This is a genomic window from Exiguobacterium sp. HSB13, from assembly GCF_056764755.1.
Genome location: NZ_JBUZOM010000002.1, coordinates 167587 through 184127, shown reverse-complemented (window position 1 = coordinate 184127; position 16541 = coordinate 167587). Strand labels below are relative to the sequence as shown.

At 50.5% G+C, this 16541-nt stretch carries 18 protein-coding genes; 11 read left to right on the top strand and 7 right to left on the bottom strand.

Annotated elements, in window-relative coordinates:
* Window positions 1-47 precede the first annotated feature (47 nt).
* From ACZGCQ_RS12730 to ACZGCQ_RS12710, 5 genes are all read left to right on the top strand, one after another.
* Window positions 48-728 carry an ABC transporter ATP-binding protein gene (locus ACZGCQ_RS12730; RefSeq protein ID WP_481266486.1) on the top strand — a complete coding sequence of 227 codons (681 nt, stop codon included), beginning with the start codon at window positions 48-50 and terminating at the stop codon, window positions 726-728.
* Window positions 721-1752 carry an ABC transporter permease gene (locus ACZGCQ_RS12725; RefSeq protein WP_481266485.1) on the top strand — a complete coding sequence of 344 codons (1032 nt, stop codon included), beginning with the start codon at window positions 721-723 and terminating at the stop codon, window positions 1750-1752. The genes ACZGCQ_RS12730 and ACZGCQ_RS12725 overlap by 8 nt, the downstream gene beginning before the upstream one ends.
* Window positions 1753-1831: 79 nt before the next feature.
* Complete coding sequence (locus ACZGCQ_RS12720) at window positions 1832-3904, top strand: methyl-accepting chemotaxis protein (RefSeq protein ID WP_481266484.1); 2073 nt, start codon at window positions 1832-1834, stop codon at window positions 3902-3904.
* Window positions 3905-3925: 21 nt separating this feature from the next.
* Entirely contained in the window at window positions 3926-4576 is a 651-nt protein-coding gene (locus ACZGCQ_RS12715) for a Type 1 glutamine amidotransferase-like domain-containing protein (RefSeq protein WP_481266483.1), read from the top strand.
* A complete protein-coding gene (locus ACZGCQ_RS12710; protein ID WP_481266482.1) occupies window positions 4573-4980 on the top strand; it encodes an NUDIX hydrolase in 408 nt (135 codons plus the stop codon). The genes ACZGCQ_RS12715 and ACZGCQ_RS12710 overlap by 4 nt, the downstream gene beginning before the upstream one ends.
* 48 nt (window positions 4981-5028) lie before the next feature.
* On the opposite strand, the gene ACZGCQ_RS12705 is transcribed toward ACZGCQ_RS12710, so the two are convergent.
* Entirely contained in the window at window positions 5029-6120 is a 1092-nt protein-coding gene (locus ACZGCQ_RS12705; RefSeq protein WP_481266481.1) for a GGDEF domain-containing protein, read from the bottom strand.
* Between the two features lie 145 nt (window positions 6121-6265).
* Between ACZGCQ_RS12705 and ACZGCQ_RS12700 the strand changes: the two genes are divergently transcribed.
* Window positions 6266-6442 carry a hypothetical protein gene (locus ACZGCQ_RS12700; protein WP_023466867.1) on the top strand — a complete coding sequence of 59 codons (177 nt, stop codon included), beginning with the start codon at window positions 6266-6268 and terminating at the stop codon, window positions 6440-6442.
* Window positions 6443-6588: 146 nt separating this feature from the next.
* Here the strand turns inward: ACZGCQ_RS12700 and ACZGCQ_RS12695 are convergent, their stop codons facing one another.
* Complete coding sequence (locus ACZGCQ_RS12695; RefSeq protein ID WP_481266480.1) at window positions 6589-7116, bottom strand: NUMOD4 domain-containing protein; 528 nt, start codon at window positions 7114-7116, stop codon at window positions 6589-6591.
* A gap of 132 nt (window positions 7117-7248) precedes the next feature.
* Here ACZGCQ_RS12695 and ACZGCQ_RS12690 point away from each other — a divergent pair, with 132 nt between their 5' ends.
* Window positions 7249-7827, top strand: coding sequence for a shikimate kinase (locus ACZGCQ_RS12690; protein WP_481266479.1), 579 nt, complete (start codon window positions 7249-7251; stop codon window positions 7825-7827).
* Window positions 7828-7864: 37 nt separating this feature from the next.
* Here ACZGCQ_RS12690 and ACZGCQ_RS12685 read toward each other — a convergent pair whose 3' ends face one another.
* Genes ACZGCQ_RS12685 through ACZGCQ_RS12675 form a run of 3 tightly spaced genes read right to left on the bottom strand, consistent with a single transcriptional unit; the run spans window position 7865 to window position 10293 of the window.
* Complete coding sequence (locus ACZGCQ_RS12685) at window positions 7865-8206, bottom strand: GNAT family N-acetyltransferase (protein WP_481266478.1); 342 nt, start codon at window positions 8204-8206, stop codon at window positions 7865-7867.
* Window positions 8207-9253 carry a DNA alkylation repair protein gene (locus ACZGCQ_RS12680; RefSeq protein ID WP_481266477.1) on the bottom strand — a complete coding sequence of 349 codons (1047 nt, stop codon included), beginning with the start codon at window positions 9251-9253 and terminating at the stop codon, window positions 8207-8209. It lies immediately after the preceding gene.
* Window positions 9250-10293 carry a bifunctional transcriptional activator/DNA repair enzyme AdaA gene (locus ACZGCQ_RS12675; RefSeq protein WP_481266476.1) on the bottom strand — a complete coding sequence of 348 codons (1044 nt, stop codon included), beginning with the start codon at window positions 10291-10293 and terminating at the stop codon, window positions 9250-9252. The genes ACZGCQ_RS12680 and ACZGCQ_RS12675 overlap by 4 nt, the downstream gene beginning before the upstream one ends.
* Window positions 10294-10454: 161 nt before the next feature.
* Here ACZGCQ_RS12675 and ACZGCQ_RS12670 point away from each other — a divergent pair, with 161 nt between their 5' ends.
* From ACZGCQ_RS12670 to ACZGCQ_RS12655, 4 genes are all read left to right on the top strand, one after another.
* Window positions 10455-11033, top strand: coding sequence for a class I SAM-dependent methyltransferase (locus ACZGCQ_RS12670; protein ID WP_481266475.1), 579 nt, complete (start codon window positions 10455-10457; stop codon window positions 11031-11033).
* A complete protein-coding gene (locus ACZGCQ_RS12665; protein ID WP_481266474.1) occupies window positions 11008-11697 on the top strand; it encodes a response regulator transcription factor in 690 nt (229 codons plus the stop codon). Before ACZGCQ_RS12670 ends, ACZGCQ_RS12665 begins: the two co-directional genes overlap by 26 nt.
* Entirely contained in the window at window positions 11694-13043 is a 1350-nt protein-coding gene (locus tag ACZGCQ_RS12660) for a sensor histidine kinase (protein WP_481266473.1), read from the top strand. Before ACZGCQ_RS12665 ends, ACZGCQ_RS12660 begins: the two co-directional genes overlap by 4 nt.
* A gap of 136 nt (window positions 13044-13179) precedes the next feature.
* Window positions 13180-14973 carry an acyltransferase family protein gene (locus ACZGCQ_RS12655; RefSeq protein ID WP_481266472.1) on the top strand — a complete coding sequence of 598 codons (1794 nt, stop codon included), beginning with the start codon at window positions 13180-13182 and terminating at the stop codon, window positions 14971-14973.
* 52 nt (window positions 14974-15025) lie between these two features.
* On the opposite strand, the gene ACZGCQ_RS12650 is transcribed toward ACZGCQ_RS12655, so the two are convergent.
* On the bottom strand, window positions 15026-16015 hold the full coding sequence (locus ACZGCQ_RS12650) for a copper resistance D family protein (RefSeq protein WP_481266471.1): 990 nt from the start codon (window positions 16013-16015) through the stop codon (window positions 15026-15028).
* Complete coding sequence (locus tag ACZGCQ_RS12645; protein WP_481266470.1) at window positions 16012-16539, bottom strand: copper resistance CopC family protein; 528 nt, start codon at window positions 16537-16539, stop codon at window positions 16012-16014. Before ACZGCQ_RS12645 ends, ACZGCQ_RS12650 begins: the two co-directional genes overlap by 4 nt.
* Window positions 16540-16541 lie beyond the last annotated feature (2 nt).

Below are 16541 nucleotides of genomic sequence, written 5' to 3'. Positions count from 1 at the left end.
CATTTTTCTTCTTCTATCAGTAGATGTAGTGAAAGGAGATGTTTCACATGCATGTATCCATTCAACAAGCCGGTTATGACGTCGGTCAACCAGTCTTACAAGAGATCTCGTTTTCTTTACAGCCTGGATCCATCACCGGTTTGATCGGTACGAACGGTGCGGGAAAAAGTACGACGATTCAAGCGATGTTCGGTACGCTACCGTGGGTCGAAGGAGAGATCGATTTACCGATCTCACTCGCCTATATTCCGGAACAGCCGACCTATTACGAATATTTGACGCTCGCCGAGCACCTTGAGCTGGTCGCCTCGCTCCACGAGACGGATCATACCTATACAGAACGACTCTTAAAGACGTTTGAACTGCATGCCGTCACAGGTGACTATATCTCTTCTTTCTCTAAAGGAATGAAACAGAAGGTGATGCTCGTCTGTGCCTTGATGCAACGCGCGGACTGCCTGATCATCGATGAACCGTTCGTTGGTCTCGACGCGGTCGCAACGATTCGGTTGTTACATTTACTCGAAGCAGAACGAACGCGTGGCGTGGCGATTCTGCTCGTCACCCATGTCCTTGATTCCGCGGAACGTCTGTGCGACGACTTCGTCTGGATTGATCAGGGACGCATCAAACATCAAGGAACACTCGCTCAAATCGGTGAAGCCTCTGGTCAACCTGGTGCTCGCTTGTTCGACATCATGGAAGCGATGGTACTCGAGCATGATTGAAACCTTTTTGAAGCAACGGATCCGTCGGCGGCAGGCTGAACAACGTCGCTTCTTTCGAGAAATTTTTGACTGGACGATTTTGCTGTATCTCGTCGTTCCGGTCGGGCTGTTCATCATCTATGAAGCGATTCAAATCTTAAATGGTCAAGCGGACTGGGTTCAAACAGTTCCGGTCGCTTGGATTTTACTCGGATGGATTCTGTATGGATTCCTGCCCGCCTTTTACGCCTGGTTCGAACCGGCAGATCGCCTCTTCTTCAAACCGGTTCCTGGAGCGATCGTTCGAATGAAGTGGTATTCCGTTCGGTATCACTTCGTGAGGATTTTTCTAATGACTGCCGGATTACATCTACTCTGTTTTCCGTTACATCGCATCCGATTTGACGAATCTAGTATCACAGTACTGCTGATTAGTCTTGTGCTCTCTTTGCTCCAACCGTTCTTTAGCTTTTGGACATACCGGTTATCTGGACAACGGTTCTTGCGAAAATGGAGCGGTCATCTCGCCCTGGCAACCGGACGCATCACTCTGTTGCTCCTGCTGTGGCTTCAACCACACCCTGTCCTCTTCGTCTTTGCACTGTGTGTGTTGCTGTTCGGATCTCTTCATGTCCGGCACTGGTCACGGCGTGAGGACGGATTAACGGAGGATATCCTGTTGTCAACGAAACGACAGTCGAGTTTATCGGCGACCGTCCTTGAATTGAACGGTGCCTTACCGAAGCCGTCTCACCGAAAGCGTCCGTTCCTTCATCTGCGATTATTCAAGCAGACACACCAGCAACTCCCACTGATCACGTATCTACGGGATCCGAGTAAACGTCGTTTCTTACTCCAGCTGTTTGCTGCGATGAACTACGGTCTTCTCGTCTTACCATGGATCGGACGCGGTCTCGTTTTCGCCTTCGTCCTGTTCGTTCTTTATCAGGAAGTAAAACAACATACCCAGTGGTTCAGACAGCAACGTTTCTATCGGCTCATTGACTCGAATTCTAAAGCGTCTAAGGAAAATAAAGTCATTTAAAATATATGGGAATGTAGCACTCCTACTTCGTTTACTTTCGTACACTAAAAGAAATCCAATAGGAACGGAGTGTGTGTGGATGAAGTGGGGTCTGTATCCGAAAATGTTGCTTGCCTTTCTCGGACTTGCAATTGTACCGATCGTCTTGATTGGCTCATTCTTGTATGTCGAAACAAAAGGTGCGTTGACAGACGAGGCCTATTCAAAGCTTGAAGCAATTCGTGATGCTAAAAAAGCAACGGTCACGCAACACATCGACGAGAAATTCTTGAATCTCCAAGCGTTAGCTGAGAACGAACAAGTCCAGCAAGCATTCGCTCCTTTAACGAAACAGTTTGCGGACGGTGGACTGGCGAACGACGCCTACCAACAAGAAGCGAAGAAATTCGATACATATTTCAATCAGTACATCGAACAGTTCGGCTTCTATGATGTCTTCTTCATTGATCCAGACGGAAATGTTGTCTACACAGCATTCAAGGAACCGGATCTCGGACAGAATGTCGTGACCGGCGATCTCAAATCGTCCGGACTCGGCAAAGCCTATCAGAATGCCTTAACACAACAAAAAGGCGTCATCGCCGATTATGCGTATTACGAACCGTCAAAAGCTCCAGCTGCTTTCTTTGCGATCCCGTATGTCGACCCAAAGACGAAGCAACCGCGCGGAGTGCTTGCGCTTCAACTCGCTGGAGACCGAATCAATCAGATCATGAAAACAACGTCTGGTCTCGGCAAGACCGGCGAATCCTATCTCGTCGGTGCTGATCAACGTCTGCGGTCTGATTTCCGAGCGACAAAACAGACGGAAGTCGGTGAAAAACGCCTTCAGTCGACACCCGTCAAACAAGTCATTGCTGGTCAGACGAAAACGACAGAAACAACGGACACAGATGGTCATGACGTCGTGACGTCCTTCACACCCCTAAAAATCGCTGGTCTCAACTGGGGACTGATCACAGAAGTCCATACGGAAGAAGTCTTTGCCTCCTTATCTGATTTCGTTCAAAAGCTATTGATTGCATTAGTGGCGTTAATTGCTCTCGTTGCACTTGCTGCGATCCTCTTCACACACACGCTCGTCCGACCGATTCGGGCGTTACTGCACAGTGCGGGCGCGATTGCCGAACACGATTTATCACAACCCGTCGTTGCGACAACCCGGGATGAGATTGGACAGCTCTCCCGTTTATTCGAGACGATGCGCTTGTCTTTGATTAATCTCGTGAAACGAGTCGATACGATGTCACGGACGATTGATGATTCCCTCGCTGAACTCGTCGTTGAAGCGGAAGAGACAGGACATGGAACAAAAGAAATGGCACATGCGATGACCGGCATCGCTGCGACTGCCCAGCAACAATCTGGCGCGTTCGACGGGCATACGGCGTCCTTACAATCCTTGACGGCAACAATTGAACAGACCGCACAGACGTCAGCACTCGTCGTCGATAGCGCCAGCCGTTCGGAAAGTCTCGCGACGACCGGACGCTCCGATTTACATGCGGTCACGGAACAGATGCAATCGATTCAAAACGCGATTGACGAAGCAGCCGATAAATCACGCCGTGTTCAAACCGCTTCTCAAAATATTCTCGAGATCATCAGTATCATCGAATCGATCGCTAACGAAACGAACCTCCTTTCGTTGAATGCTTCGATTGAAGCGGCACGTGCCGGGGAGCAAGGAAAAGGATTCGTCGTCGTTGCACGCGAGATTCAGAACCTTGCCAATCAATCAAAACAATCGATGGGACGTGTCCAGGAGACGATCGATTCGATCCAACGCGAAACAAAACAACTCGAAGACGCGATGGCACGCGGAACCATCGCTGTTCAGGACGGTGTCGTTCGTGTCACGGAAGCGACGCAGTCGTTTGATTCAATCGTCACCCAGTCCAAAGGTGTCACCGTTGATATGGCCGCCCTTTCGGAAACGAACCGGGATGTCTTATCGACCGCTTCGCACCTCGTCGCGCAAGCTGAACAATTACGTGCCGGAATCATCGCCAGCGCGCAAGACAACCAACACGCATCCGATCAATCGCTTGCCTTCAGCGAACGAATGGATGTCGTGCATACGCTAACGGAAGAGATTTATACGCTCTCACGTGAATTGCACGAGACAATTAACCGCTATACACTGGATTAAACTTGAAAGGAGACATGCCTCATGCCGACTCACTTATTCCTCTTTGGAGGCGGTCCTCCTTTTACACCGCACTTACGAACACGATTTGCTACATTAACGAACGGTGGACCGGTCGCGATTCTATACGTTCCGCGGACCGGTAAGGACTGGACGCGTTACGCCTCAATCTATACGAAGCCGTTAGAGGAAGATGGCATTTCGTCTTTTGTCCATCTGCCACTATCTGACGCACCAACAGACGGACAACTCGCGCAACTGAAGCAGTGTCAAGGCATCATCATCTCCGTTGGCGAGACCGAATTGTATCAGCAATACTTGGTCGGTACACCGATCGGTGACATCATCCAGTCGCGTTTCGCAAATGGTGTGCCAGTCGCTGGCTTTTCGGCGGGTGCTCTCGTTTCGCCCGAACAGTGCGTGATTCCGGAGATCGACCAACGCGACAATCGACGTCTTCGCTTACCCGGTCTTGCCTTACTGAACGACGCGGTCGTCTGTGCCCATTACGAGACGTGGGGCGAAGCCGCCCATCTCGTGCAATCCTTTACGGAAGAAGGCACATCCCGTGCCTTCGGGCTGGCTGACGAGAGCGGGATCTATCTACGGGATCAGCACCTGATTGAAACAGAAGGAACCGATCCTGTCGTGTTATCACGGAGCCCCGTCAGATGACGGCGATCGTTCCTGCCGTCAAAGGCATCCTCATTCATGAACAACGTCTCTTGATCGTCCGCCGCGCTGTTGCTGACTTCGGTGGCGGGACGTGGGAATGTCCGGGTGGCAAAATCGACTTCGGTGAACTGCCAGTCGACAGTCTCGTTCGCGAGATAAAAGAAGAGACACAGTTGACGGTTTTTCCAGAGCGTCTACTCTACGCCTCGAGCTTCCTGACACATCCCGATCGACAAATCATTTTGTTGATGTACGTCTGCTCGACGAATCAAACGGACGTTCAATTATCGGCAGAACACGACGCTTATCTCTGGGCGGATGAAGAAACGATTCGTCAGTTGATTGCACCGAACATTTTGGCTGATTTTGAACGACATGATGTAATTTCGTTACTACATCGCTAAACACAGCTGCCCCGCCTGACCAATCGGTCGAGCGGGGCAGCTTTTTATTTACAGCAAAGGGTCTCGGTAACAGACGACGCGATTTCGACCGGTTTGTTTGGCTTCATACAATGCTAAGTCCGCTTTCTGGACGGTCTCAAATACGGTTGATGCTTGATCGGATGAAGCGGCACCCAGCGATAACGTGACGTGAAAGACGGGATGCTCCTTATAGACAAAGTGTTGATCAGCACAGGCAGATCGAATCCGCTCCCCCAGTCGTTCCGCTTGTCGGAGTGGTACGTCCGGCAATAGTAAGACAAACTCCTCACCACCGTACCGACCGACGACGCCCTGTTCTGGACAATAGGATTGCAAGAGATGACTGAGTTGTCGTAAGACGACGTCGCCCCCTTCGTGACCGTATGTATCGTTGATCGATTTAAAATGATCGAGATCGAGAATGAGGACAGAAAAAGCCGTTCCGTTCTGAGCGTACTCGGCTAACGTCTCATCGAGCTTCCGGCGGTTTCCGAGTTGCGTCAGCTCATCCGTTAAAGCCAGTTCTTGTTGCGTATGCACGAACAAAAAGTGCTTCCTTAGTTCCTGTAAGAAACGATAGGTGACGTAACCACCAATGATGATGACGATGATATAAACAAACGCAATCTCTAAAAATCGCTCGAATGTGTTCGTTAATAAATAAAGAGCCGGTAAGCTGTATGCGATACCTGTCCCAAGCAACACGAGATAGTCCTTCATCCGTTGAGCAGCAAATCGGCGATAAATCGTCGCCGTCACAAGTAATGCGACACAGATCAAGGTCGTCAGAATCAGTCCTTGGTATTCGCCAGCTGGTGTCACCGCAAATCGGGCACCGATGATGAACAACATCGTGATACTACCGCTAACTAATCCGCCATAAAAGTACGCTGTAACGAGTGCAACGAGACGCAAGTCAATCTTTGCAACGTCATAGGAGATACTGTTGAAAATCAACAGTGCACCAATCACACCGGCGATACAACCGATCGCCAGTCGGACTTGTAAGGAAGAGTTAGGCGAGATGCGCTCGATCCGTCGTAGCGGTAAAAACGCAAACAGCAACGTCGCAATCAACAGTGAGAAGTTCAACAACAATGAATTGAGCAACGTAAGCACGACGACATCCTCCTCATTCCATTTCAGATATTTACTCTATTCCCGTCAGATTACACATTCCCCTCTTTTTCCAAGGTTTTCAAACAAGAGGAGAGGGAATCAAACAAATATGTCTATCGTCTACATCATTAAGGGGGAATCTTTCATGGACCGTCAAGCCGAAAAACGAAAAAGTAAGATGCCGTTCTTCATCATTCTTGTCATCGCCATCTTCGTCATCGTTGCTGCTGCGTTGATCATTTACGTCACATCTGAACCAAAAGAAGAGACACAAGCACTTATGACCCATCTTGCGACTGTCCTTCCGATTTACGTGAATTAGATTCACAAGACCTTTACACAAGCCGTACAACACCTTCATACATGTTGTTTCATCTCTTTCCGATAGATACACGGGAGGAGATGTTTTATGCTTACGAAACAAAAGGAGCGCCTACCATCTCTGGTAAGCGCTCCTTTATTCTGGTCTCAGCCGATATAACGTGCTTCCTTTTTATCGATGATATTCCGAATTCGGTTCTCCGTCACCTGATACTGCTCTGCCAGTTGACGAATCGTCTTTCCTTTTCCATACTGCGCGCGAATCGTTCGAATCTGAAACGATGACAGCGTCACATGTTGACCTAACAAGAGATCAAACTCGCCCAGCAGTTCAGTATACTGCTGATCGATCGAAGGCAGGACGTCTAAGTTCGATAACTGATCGTCAGCCCGTTTGCCGTTGCGCCGGACGAGTCGCGCTTCCGTAACGTCAGCCGTCAGAAAAGCTTGTGCAACGAGTAAACCGACCTGCACTCGTTCTCCTCGACCACGTTGATAGAGCGTGACTTTCCGGTACCCTTCCCGATTGAGTCGCGGACGGAGCAAAACACCTTTTCGTCGTTGCTGGACACCGCGACATGTCACGATCGTCCGGTCGAGCGACCTTACGCGACCAAGCGATGAGACTTCATATATACCTACATAGCCGATGACGGCTTTCCATTGTTCTTGCATGATTGTCCTCCTTCAGACAAGGACACGACGGGACTTCATACCTGAATTATATCAAATTACGAACAAACGTTCTAGTGATGTCACTCGTCGGAATGTGCTATTCTTAGCAGAAAAAGGAAATGAGGTTCATCTATGAAATTTGTCTTGTTACTTGGTCCCCAAGCGGTCGGAAAGATGACGATCGGTCAGGAAATCGAACGATTGACGGAGATGAAAGTCTTCCATAACCATCAGACAATTGATCTGTTATTGCCCTATTTTGATTTCTCTGAACCTGCACACCATCGCCTAAAGGATACGATCCGGCGCGAGATGTTCAAGGAAATGGCGAACAGTTCGCTCGAAGGTGTCCTGTTTACATTCCTCTGTCTATTCGGTGTCGAAGGCGGTGGTCTCGAGTTCATCGAAGAGACAGTCGAATTATTCGAACAAGCGGGTGCTGACGTCTATATCGTTGAACTGGATGCGCCGGTCGCAACTCGTCTGCACCGGAACACAACCGAAAATCGATTGACGCACAAAGTAACGAAGCGTGACCTCGTCGCTTCTGAACAGGACTTACGTGAGACGGCGGACGGATACCGGACACGTTCGCTTCCAGGCGAACTGCCGGACGTCAACTACCTCTTCCTCGATACGGAACAGTTAAGCGCACGTGAAAGCGCTGAAGCGATTTGCGACCATTTCAACTGGTCCAAAACAACGGTCTAATCCCAAACAAGCCCCGTCCTGCTCAGCAGGCGGGGCTTTAGTGATGGAGTTCGCGTTCATATCGATTCACCTGCAACTGAAATCCGTTCCGACGCCAGACCGTTTCACTGCCTGTTTCGCCGTAGACCCGCGTCAGCAATAACGTCCGTGCGAGATACGACAAAATCGACGTCAACGCTTCTGTGATGTATCCGTTCTGATCACTCTCATCAGTCGTCGAATAACGTAAATTTCCGGTCGATGCATTCCATGTGAAGGTAATCGTGCCGACAATCGTTTTTTCACGTAACGCATGCAGCGTCCACTTGCAACCCGATTCCTCATCCGTTGCTTCAACAAACAGTCGTGACGTCGTAAAATCCGGATGTCGTCCCTGCATTCAGCTCTCCTCCTCGACCTCAAACGTTGCTGTCGCGTAAGCCTCTCCGTTAATCAAAATCGTCAAGGTGTGTGTCCCGGAATAATGAACACGCGTCGTCATGTTCCGAAACGATTGGCGTCGTTCCACTTGTAAGACATCTTTGACTTCTCGCTCCCGCAGTTGAAACACCTTCCGACTTGTCCCGCGTTGTTTGACGTAATCGATCGCGTACTCTAAGCGTAAACGTTGTGGAACGGAACTCGTCACGGTGAACGAGAAGTCGAGTTCTCCACCGATCGTCACTGGAGAAACGACTAAGTTCGTGACCATCACTTCACCTTGCGTGACATGTCCGAATAACTGTAAGACTTCTGGATTCCCACGCTTCAGTAACGTCCGGGAAGCGTGACGTAAAATCCAGTCCGTGTTCGGATCTGTTCCTAAGTGACGTTCGATCCGCTCGATCAGGTATTCCGGATGTGTCTTTGAAATATCATTCAAGTGATTGGCGACGCTCTTTCGAACATAGAGTGATGGATCCTGCAGTAACGCATCAAGAATCGGTAACGCCGGTCGCGGATCAGCAATCAAACGCGGAATTGCTTGTCCCCATGGTAGACGTGGTCGTGTCCCTTCAGACGCTAAGCGCCGAACATGTTCATCGTCTGATGTTGTCCATTTGAGTGCCTGCTTGAGATATCGTTCCTGATCAGCAAGTAAAAAGCGACGAACCGCGAACTCCGACGTCGAATGTGGCGTCAACTTGGCAAGGGTCGCTAGCGCAAGCGTCCAGTCAGTAAGGTCTGCCGTTCGTTCGACGTACTCTGGAAAAACAATTCCCGGTAGCCCGGTAAACTGCGGCGCGAGTCGCTCTAGCTCCCCCGCTGCATCCGGAAACGGTGGCAAGATCGTCTCCAGCGTCTCTGCCACACGGTGAACACGTTGTTTAAACGCAAGTTCTTCCCAGTCCTCCTGTTCGACTCGTCTTCGAAAATCTGGTACATCGACCGCCACGCCTAAGCGGTCGAGCCAACTCGGTGAAAACACATCTTTAATCAAACTCATCCTTCATCCAGTCCCCTCTGTGTGCGCTCCAGTTTGAGCAATGTTTCCTTGCGTGCGAGTCCACCTGCGTATCCACCTAAGTCTCCGTTCGTCCGAATGACCCGATGGCACGGAATAACGATTGCCAGTTGGTTCGCTCCATTCGCCCGTGCGACGGCACGAACGGCAGTCGGCTGACCAATCCGGATCGCCAGTTCTTGATAGGAGATCGTCTCCCCACTTGGAATTCGTTCGAGTTCTTCCCAGACGCGGCGTTGAAAGGTCGTCCCGTACCGCATCAAAGGTGTTTGAAACGATACTGGCTCTCCTTTAAAGTAGCGACGGAGCTCCGCTTCAATCTGTCCAAAGACCGGTGACTCCCCGGGCACGATGACAGCGCGTGCTTTCAGCCGCATCTGTTCGATTTCCCGCTCGAGTCCCCGTCGGTCGACGAACTCAAGCAGATGTAAAAGCTGATCGTCGGCAATCGCCAGCATCGAACCGAGTGGTGTATCGAGCCATTTCGCGCGTAAGACTTGCCCGTCAAAGCGTGACGGTGCTTGTCCGAGAATCCGTGCTGATGCCTCACGAAAACCACTGCTTGATTCATAACCTCCGGCTAACTGTCCTTCGATGACCGGCTTACCGGTCCGGATCTCTTTCATCGCTAAACCCATCCGCCGTGCCCGGGCATAGGCGACGAACGTCATCCCGAAGCGCTTCTTGAACTGACGGCGTGCCGTTGATTCGTCGAGACCAAGTGCTCGAAAATCCGCTTCCTTGAATCGTTTGTCCGGTTCTGCTTCGACCGCTTCGATCAGGCGCTGAACCGTACCATGATCCCCGGGATATGCGAGTGGATGACACCGACGGCACGGTCGATACGAGGCAAGCAATGCCTCTTGCGCCGTCTCGAAAAACTCACAGTTCTCTGCTTTCGGTTTTCGTGCCGGACACGTCGGACGGCAAAAGATGCCGGTCGTCTTGACGCCGACGAAAAACGTTCCTTCATATGTCGCGTCCCGGCGAACGAGCGCTTCATAATACGTGTGGTGTTCCATCGCCTTCCCCTCCTTTGTCTTTAGTATAACGGCTTGTCTGGTTACAATGTCGCCGAAAATCAGGCATCGATTTTTTAAGATTCACTTAAGAAACATCATCCTGTTTTCGAAAGGGACGACGTGCATACTACATGCTATACTCAACGGAAAGTAGGGTTCTCATGTTTGATTTCTTAAAAGAAGCACTTCATGCACCACTGCGCGTCGGAGCCGTCGCACCGAGTAGTCCACGCCTTGCCGAGATGATGGCGCGACGCGCCGTCGCCGATCGTCCGCGCCAGATTCTCGAAGTCGGAGCCGGTGACGGAGCAATCACCAAAGCTTTGCTAGCTGCTCGTTCACCGGAGACACATCTTTTGATTTGCGAACGGAGTGAAACGTTCCGTCCCGCACTCGAGCAGTTGCTAGCTGAGGAAACGAATGTCACTCTCTTCATTGGTGACGTTCAAGGATTATCCGGTTCGTGGAGCGGACAGATCGACGTCATCGTCAGTGGTCTCCCGTTTGCGTCGTTCCCAGCAACGTTACGGCATGACTTATTGGCACAGTTTCGAACGTTACTACGATCAGGCGGTCACTTCATCGCCTTTCAATACACTCGGTTCCAGTTCAAGATGTTCCGGGATTATTTTCAAGAACACAGTTATTCGCACACGCTCTACAATCTTCCCCCGGCTTATGTTTTCGAGGGGGTACAACAGGAGGAATCTACACATGCCTACGCTCTTGATCGTCGATGATGAGGCGGATATTCGTCAATTGCTTCGACTCTATTTAACCAATGAAGGGTACGAGATCATTGAAGCAGATAATGGCGAGGAGGCGTTAGCGATCCTTGCTTCGCGTCCGGTTGATGCGATGTTACTCGATGTGATGATGCCGGTTCGTGATGGCTTCTCGACCGTTCAGGCGGCGCGCGCTGCTGGTCACACGTTACCCGTCTTGATGCTGACGGCGAAACGCGAAGACATGGATAAGATTCAAGGCTTGACCTTCGGCGCGGACGATTACATCGGTAAACCGTTCAATCCACTCGAAGTCGTCGCCCGCGTCAAGGCGCTGTTACGCCGTATCAGCCAGTATCATGTCACAACTACAACTTCAGCAGTTCAGGTCGGTCCGTTCACACTTAAAGAAGACGAACGCGTCATCTTTAAATATGATGTGCCACTCGCCCTGACCCGCCGTGAATTTGATTGCCTGGCGCTCTTCTTGAGTCATCCCCGTCGTGTCTTCTCGGCTGACGATCTCTATGAACGGGTTTGGCAAGAAGAAGCACTCGGCTCCGCGTCGAACGCCGTCATGGTGTTGATCCATAAGCTCCGCGACAAAATCGAAGATGTCCCGAAAGAACCCCGTCACCTCCAGACCGTCTGGGGTGTCGGTTATAAGGTCGAACCATGAGACGGGTCAAACTGACGGTCTGGATGCTTGTTCTGCTATTACTTGCTGCCCTGTTAAGTACGGTCCTTGCTTGGTTGCTTGCTAGCCAGTTCCCGATTGGTACGAAGACCGTTCCTCGGTACTATTACACGACGGAGCAAGAAGTCGTCCAAGACGTAAAACGTGATATTGCCCGTTACGAGAGCGGACAATCGCCGAATGGTCCTTACGAGTGGGCCGTTTACAGTGCCGATAGTCGACGCATCGACGCGTCTGATGAGTATCCGCAAGACTTGACACCGAGCCGATTACTGGCTGCTCAAACACCGACCGAGCGAGAGCCGTCCGATACGGGAACGATTCGGACATTGCACCATATTGAAGCGATTTCCCTACCAAATGGTGAGTCTGGCTTTTTCCTGACGGTACAAACAAACAAGCCGAGACTGAATGAATATCAAGTCGGTAATCCGAATGCTTTCTTCATCTTGCAGGTCGTCTTGTTCATTCTCTTTTTACTGCTTTTGACACGCTGGATCGCTAAATTGTTCCGGGAACTCGAGCGACGACTCGAACGGTTGACGGTCGAACCACCGCCGACCGAATCGCTCCCACCGGTCAAAGGACCGAAGGAATTTAAATTGTTCGCGCAATCGATCGAACGGATTGAACAGGAACTCCGGACGTTACGGATGCGTGATCAGGAACGGTTCGTGCAGCAGTTACGATTGATCACCAGTCTATCGCATGACTTACGGACGCCCTTGACCTCAATCCAAGGCTTCATTCAATGGCTGACGGAAAAACATGAGACGTTATCCGCGACAGAACGCACGGAGCTGCTAGCGATCGTCACCCGCCAGTCGGAAACGCTCGCTGCCCGAATCGATGAACTGTTCACGCTCGCTAAATTATCGAACACTGATTATCCGGTCGAACGAACATCACTTGATCTCGTCACATTGACGGAACAAGTCCTGGAGCTGTTTCCTGGCACTTCCGCTACTGTTAGTGGTCCGGCACACGCGACTCTCTTCGCCGATCCGATGCTCTTACGGCGCTTGCTCGAGAACCTGATTCGCAATGCAACACTTCACGGAACCGGTGACCTTCGGATTTCAATCAAAGAAGAAGCAGAAGGCATCCAACTCATCTGCTCGAATGCGATTGAGTCGACCTATACACTAGAGGAACTAAACGAATGGTTGACACCGTTCGGAACATCTGACGCATCGCGTTCTTCCGGCGGTTCCGGTATCGGTCTGTCGATCGTTCAACAAATCATGGCACGTCATTCAGGTAGTGTCGCGTTGAATTCAAAAGACAACCGCTTCATCGTGACCTGTCGTTTTCCACATGTTTCGTAAGCCTGCATCCGACGCTTTCGTCGGGTGCTTTTTTTAGTCAGGTTGTTACTTCTTAGACACTTCTTTGAAATTGGAATTCGATACACTAAAGACTGTTAGAAATTAGTTGTCGTTTTAAAGGAGTTGTTCGTGTCTTATGAAATCCTCGTCTCGTTCGATTACATATATGCCAGGGCTTGATGGCTTGCGTGCCTTTGCTGTCCTATCTGTCATTCTCTACCACTTATCCGTTGCATTCTTCTCTGGTGGTTTCCTCGGTGTTGATCTCTTTTTCGTCCTATCCGGTTACCTGATTACCGGTCTCTTGTTACGCGAGTGGCAGACGACCGGACGCCTCGATTTGAAACGGTTTTGGATTCATCGCTTCCGTCGCCTGTTCCCAGCCCTATTCGTCATGCTGTTACTCGTTCTCGGATACGTGACCGTCTTTGAACGCGACCTGTTGCATACGGTTCGCCAAGATAGTGCCTTTGCGCTCATTTACGGAACGAACTGGTGGTACATCTTCCATGACGTCTCGTATTTCGAGTCGTTCGGCAAACCGTCACCGATTCAAAACCTTTGGTCACTTGCAATCGAAGAGCAGTTCTATCTGCTTTTTCCGATCTTACTTTGGTTCGGAATGAAAAATCGTCGACTGTTCCTGCAATTGATTGGCGTTGCGATCGGCGCATCCGTGCTCGCAATGGCGATTCAGTTCACAGCCGGTGAAGATCCAAGTCGTGTCTACTACGGTACGGATACCCGCCTATTCGCCTTATTGATTGGGAGTCTGCTCGCGTTTGCGTGGCAACCAACCCGCTTTAAGCTCGATATCCCAAAACGCGGTGTCCGGTTATTGAATCAAACGGGCGCTGTCACTTTGCCAATCTTGCTTATACTAATGATCGTCACAAGTGAGTTCGGAAGCTTCTTATACCGGGGTGGCTTTTTCCTTGTCGCCGTTCTTGCTGCCCTATTGATTGCTACGATCGCCCACCCGGCGTCGATTTGGAGTCGCTGGTTTGCGCATCCGGCACTCGTTGCGATCGGCAAACGATCGTACGGTTTATATCTCTGGCATTTTCCCGTCATTACGCTGATGACGCCAGTCGAGCAGATCGGAACGTTTTCATTGCTTCGGACCGTGTTGATCGTCGTCGTGCTGGTTGCGTTAACCGAAGCATCGTATCGCTTCATCGAACGTCCGATCCGTCAGCATGGTCTGTCCGGTTACTTAAAACGTCTATCGTTACATCCGCGACAGTTACGTCAGTTTTCAAAGATGCAGTGGACGAGTGTTGCCGTATTGACGGTTCTCGTCGTCAGCTTCATTGGTAACTTATCGATTCTTGCTGTCTCCGATACACCGAAGCCAGAACCTGCTTTTCATAAGGTAGCGGCGCCGAAAGAAAAACCAAAACCGGTCCTGAAACCGACGACACCGAAAGAAAAGCCCGACCAGCGAAAAATCTGTCGACCGACGCTTGCGATCGGTGATTCAGTATTACTCGGTGTCGAAGATTATCTCGGCAGCACACTCAAGCAATTGACGATTGATGCGAAACTCGGTCGCCAGCTCCGGGAGGCGATTCCATTGAGTCAACAATACGCCGCATATAACCAACATGGACGCCAAGTCATTCTTCATCTCGGAACGAACGGTAGCTTCCGGAAGGATCAGTTGAATAGTTTACTCGATCAATTCGCGAATGCCGATCACGTCTATCTGGTGACAGTACGCGTCCCGCGTCCATGGGAAGCGGAAGTCAATCAGATGTTACGCGAGGCCTCGAAACGAAAACGGGTCGAGCTGATCGACTGGCATGCTGTTGCCGTCAAGCATCCGTCTTACTTCGAAGCGGATGGCGTTCATTTGAATATCAAGGGCGCACGTGCCTATTCGAAGATTCTTGCGAAAGCAACGAATTGCGCTGTTTCAACGAAATAAAACCACGTCAAACAAGGTAGCGGAACTATCCGCTACCTTGTTTTTTTCATGTTCACCCTGTCGCCAGCAACCCAAGATAAATCAGACTGACGCTGAATAAGCTCAGCAAGACACCCACTGCATGGCGACGATACCCGAGTAAGAGCAGTGGTAAGGTCGCGATACCGATCATCAAGACCCATCCGTCCCCTGCTGGACTACTGGTCGGTAGTTGCCCTAGCGTCGGTTGTTCTAGACGACTGAGTGATGCACTCGCCATGAACAGCAACACTAAAATGATACTCTCCATTCGAATTAACGATCGCGGATCGTACGTTGAGTCAAAACGCAACCGACGCCGGACAAGCGTGCCATTACAGAAGGCGTAGAACAAAAGCGGTAACAACAAGAGGTGCTTCAGCAACAATGCTTGACCGTATGGCACACCCCAAAGATTCGTGTAACGTTCGAGGGGAATTGCTAATTGCATTAACAACAGACCCGACAGGATGACACCCGTAAAGGCAATCCGGGCAAATGGACTGAACCAACTTAAAAAGGCAGACCAACGCTCGGTCGAGCGAGCACCGATGGCTATCCAAAATACGACACCGATCCAAGCCGTCACACATAAGAAGTGGCTAAACTGGAGCATCCATCCGAACGCACCATATTTCGCTGCAGCGTGACTCGTTCCTGCGATCCCAATCCATAACGGGATCGTCAAAAGTGCGAGGAGGACGGACCGTTGTTTTTGCCACGCGAGTACAATCAATATGAGTAAGGCAGAGAAGTAAACGACAAGAAACATCCGACCGATGTGCAATTCCAGTAAACCCGTTCGTAGAGCCGCTGTCATCGTTTGCGTCGAAAGCAGAAAACGAACGGCACCGATGACCGGGATACTCGTTCCAAGAACAAGCATCCCGAGTCCCGCTACCGCCCATGACGTACCGTCCATTAATGGCGGTTTGCGTTTCGTTGAGATGAAGCGTAATACCAAATGGCCCATCCAAAGCGCACCACCCATGTAGACGAGTAGTTCTCCTACGAACGCACTCATGTCGTGCGACGACGTAACAACAGAAGGATAACGATACTGATCAACAGTCCCCCGACAACCCAAGGGAGCAGTGTCGGAACGAGTCCTTTTGAAACAGGTTCTGCTTCTGGAACGACCGATGCTTTTGTTTCCATCGGCTCTGCCTTTTCTACGGTGCTTGTTTCAGCTTTTGCCGCACCCAGTACCGTAAAACGAATCGTTCCTTTCACCGGATGACCATCATCTGAAATCGATGCCCACTTGATCGTGTATTTCCCTTCCGTTAAAGGCTCTGAGACGACAGCACTCAGTTCATTTCCGATGATGAGTGGTTTTGCGAGAGATTGTTCGACGCCACTCGCGTCTACTACACGTAAAGTGCTCGTTTTTTCAACAGCCTCACTGAACGTCAACCGGATTCGATCGACGGGTTCAGATAATGCCGATCCCTCTGCCGGATTCGAGCTTTTTAAACTCGTATGTGCTTCGACCGATATGGGCAACAGACAAATCAGGAATAGAATTACAAATCGGATGATGCGCATGT

What these genes read in the sequence shown, in the direction of transcription:
- ACZGCQ_RS12730 (WP_481266486.1), top strand. Translation starts at nt 48, where the DNA reads ATGCATGTATCCATTCAACAAGCCGGTTATGACGTCGGTCAACCAGTC.
- ACZGCQ_RS12725 (WP_481266485.1), top strand. Translation starts at nt 721, where the DNA reads ATGATTGAAACCTTTTTGAAGCAACGGATCCGTCGGCGGCAGGCTGAA.
- ACZGCQ_RS12720 (WP_481266484.1), top strand. Translation starts at nt 1,832, where the DNA reads ATGAAGTGGGGTCTGTATCCGAAAATGTTGCTTGCCTTTCTCGGACTT.
- ACZGCQ_RS12715 (WP_481266483.1), top strand. Translation starts at nt 3,926, where the DNA reads ATGCCGACTCACTTATTCCTCTTTGGAGGCGGTCCTCCTTTTACACCG.
- ACZGCQ_RS12710 (WP_481266482.1), top strand. Translation starts at nt 4,573, where the DNA reads ATGACGGCGATCGTTCCTGCCGTCAAAGGCATCCTCATTCATGAACAA.
- ACZGCQ_RS12700 (WP_023466867.1), top strand. Translation starts at nt 6,266, where the DNA reads ATGGACCGTCAAGCCGAAAAACGAAAAAGTAAGATGCCGTTCTTCATC.
- ACZGCQ_RS12695 (WP_481266480.1), bottom strand. Translation starts at nt 7,116, where the DNA reads ATGCAAGAACAATGGAAAGCCGTCATCGGCTATGTAGGTATATATGAA.
- ACZGCQ_RS12690 (WP_481266479.1), top strand. Translation starts at nt 7,249, where the DNA reads ATGAAATTTGTCTTGTTACTTGGTCCCCAAGCGGTCGGAAAGATGACG.
- ACZGCQ_RS12685 (WP_481266478.1), bottom strand. Translation starts at nt 8,206, where the DNA reads ATGCAGGGACGACATCCGGATTTTACGACGTCACGACTGTTTGTTGAA.
- ACZGCQ_RS12680 (WP_481266477.1), bottom strand. Translation starts at nt 9,253, where the DNA reads ATGAGTTTGATTAAAGATGTGTTTTCACCGAGTTGGCTCGACCGCTTA.
- ACZGCQ_RS12675 (WP_481266476.1), bottom strand. Translation starts at nt 10,293, where the DNA reads ATGGAACACCACACGTATTATGAAGCGCTCGTTCGCCGGGACGCGACA.
- ACZGCQ_RS12670 (WP_481266475.1), top strand. Translation starts at nt 10,455, where the DNA reads ATGTTTGATTTCTTAAAAGAAGCACTTCATGCACCACTGCGCGTCGGA.
- ACZGCQ_RS12665 (WP_481266474.1), top strand. Translation starts at nt 11,008, where the DNA reads ATGCCTACGCTCTTGATCGTCGATGATGAGGCGGATATTCGTCAATTG.
- ACZGCQ_RS12660 (WP_481266473.1), top strand. Translation starts at nt 11,694, where the DNA reads ATGAGACGGGTCAAACTGACGGTCTGGATGCTTGTTCTGCTATTACTT.
- ACZGCQ_RS12655 (WP_481266472.1), top strand. Translation starts at nt 13,180, where the DNA reads ATGAAATCCTCGTCTCGTTCGATTACATATATGCCAGGGCTTGATGGC.
- ACZGCQ_RS12650 (WP_481266471.1), bottom strand. Translation starts at nt 16,015, where the DNA reads ATGAGTGCGTTCGTAGGAGAACTACTCGTCTACATGGGTGGTGCGCTT.
- ACZGCQ_RS12645 (WP_481266470.1), bottom strand. Translation starts at nt 16,539, where the DNA reads ATGCGCATCATCCGATTTGTAATTCTATTCCTGATTTGTCTGTTGCCC.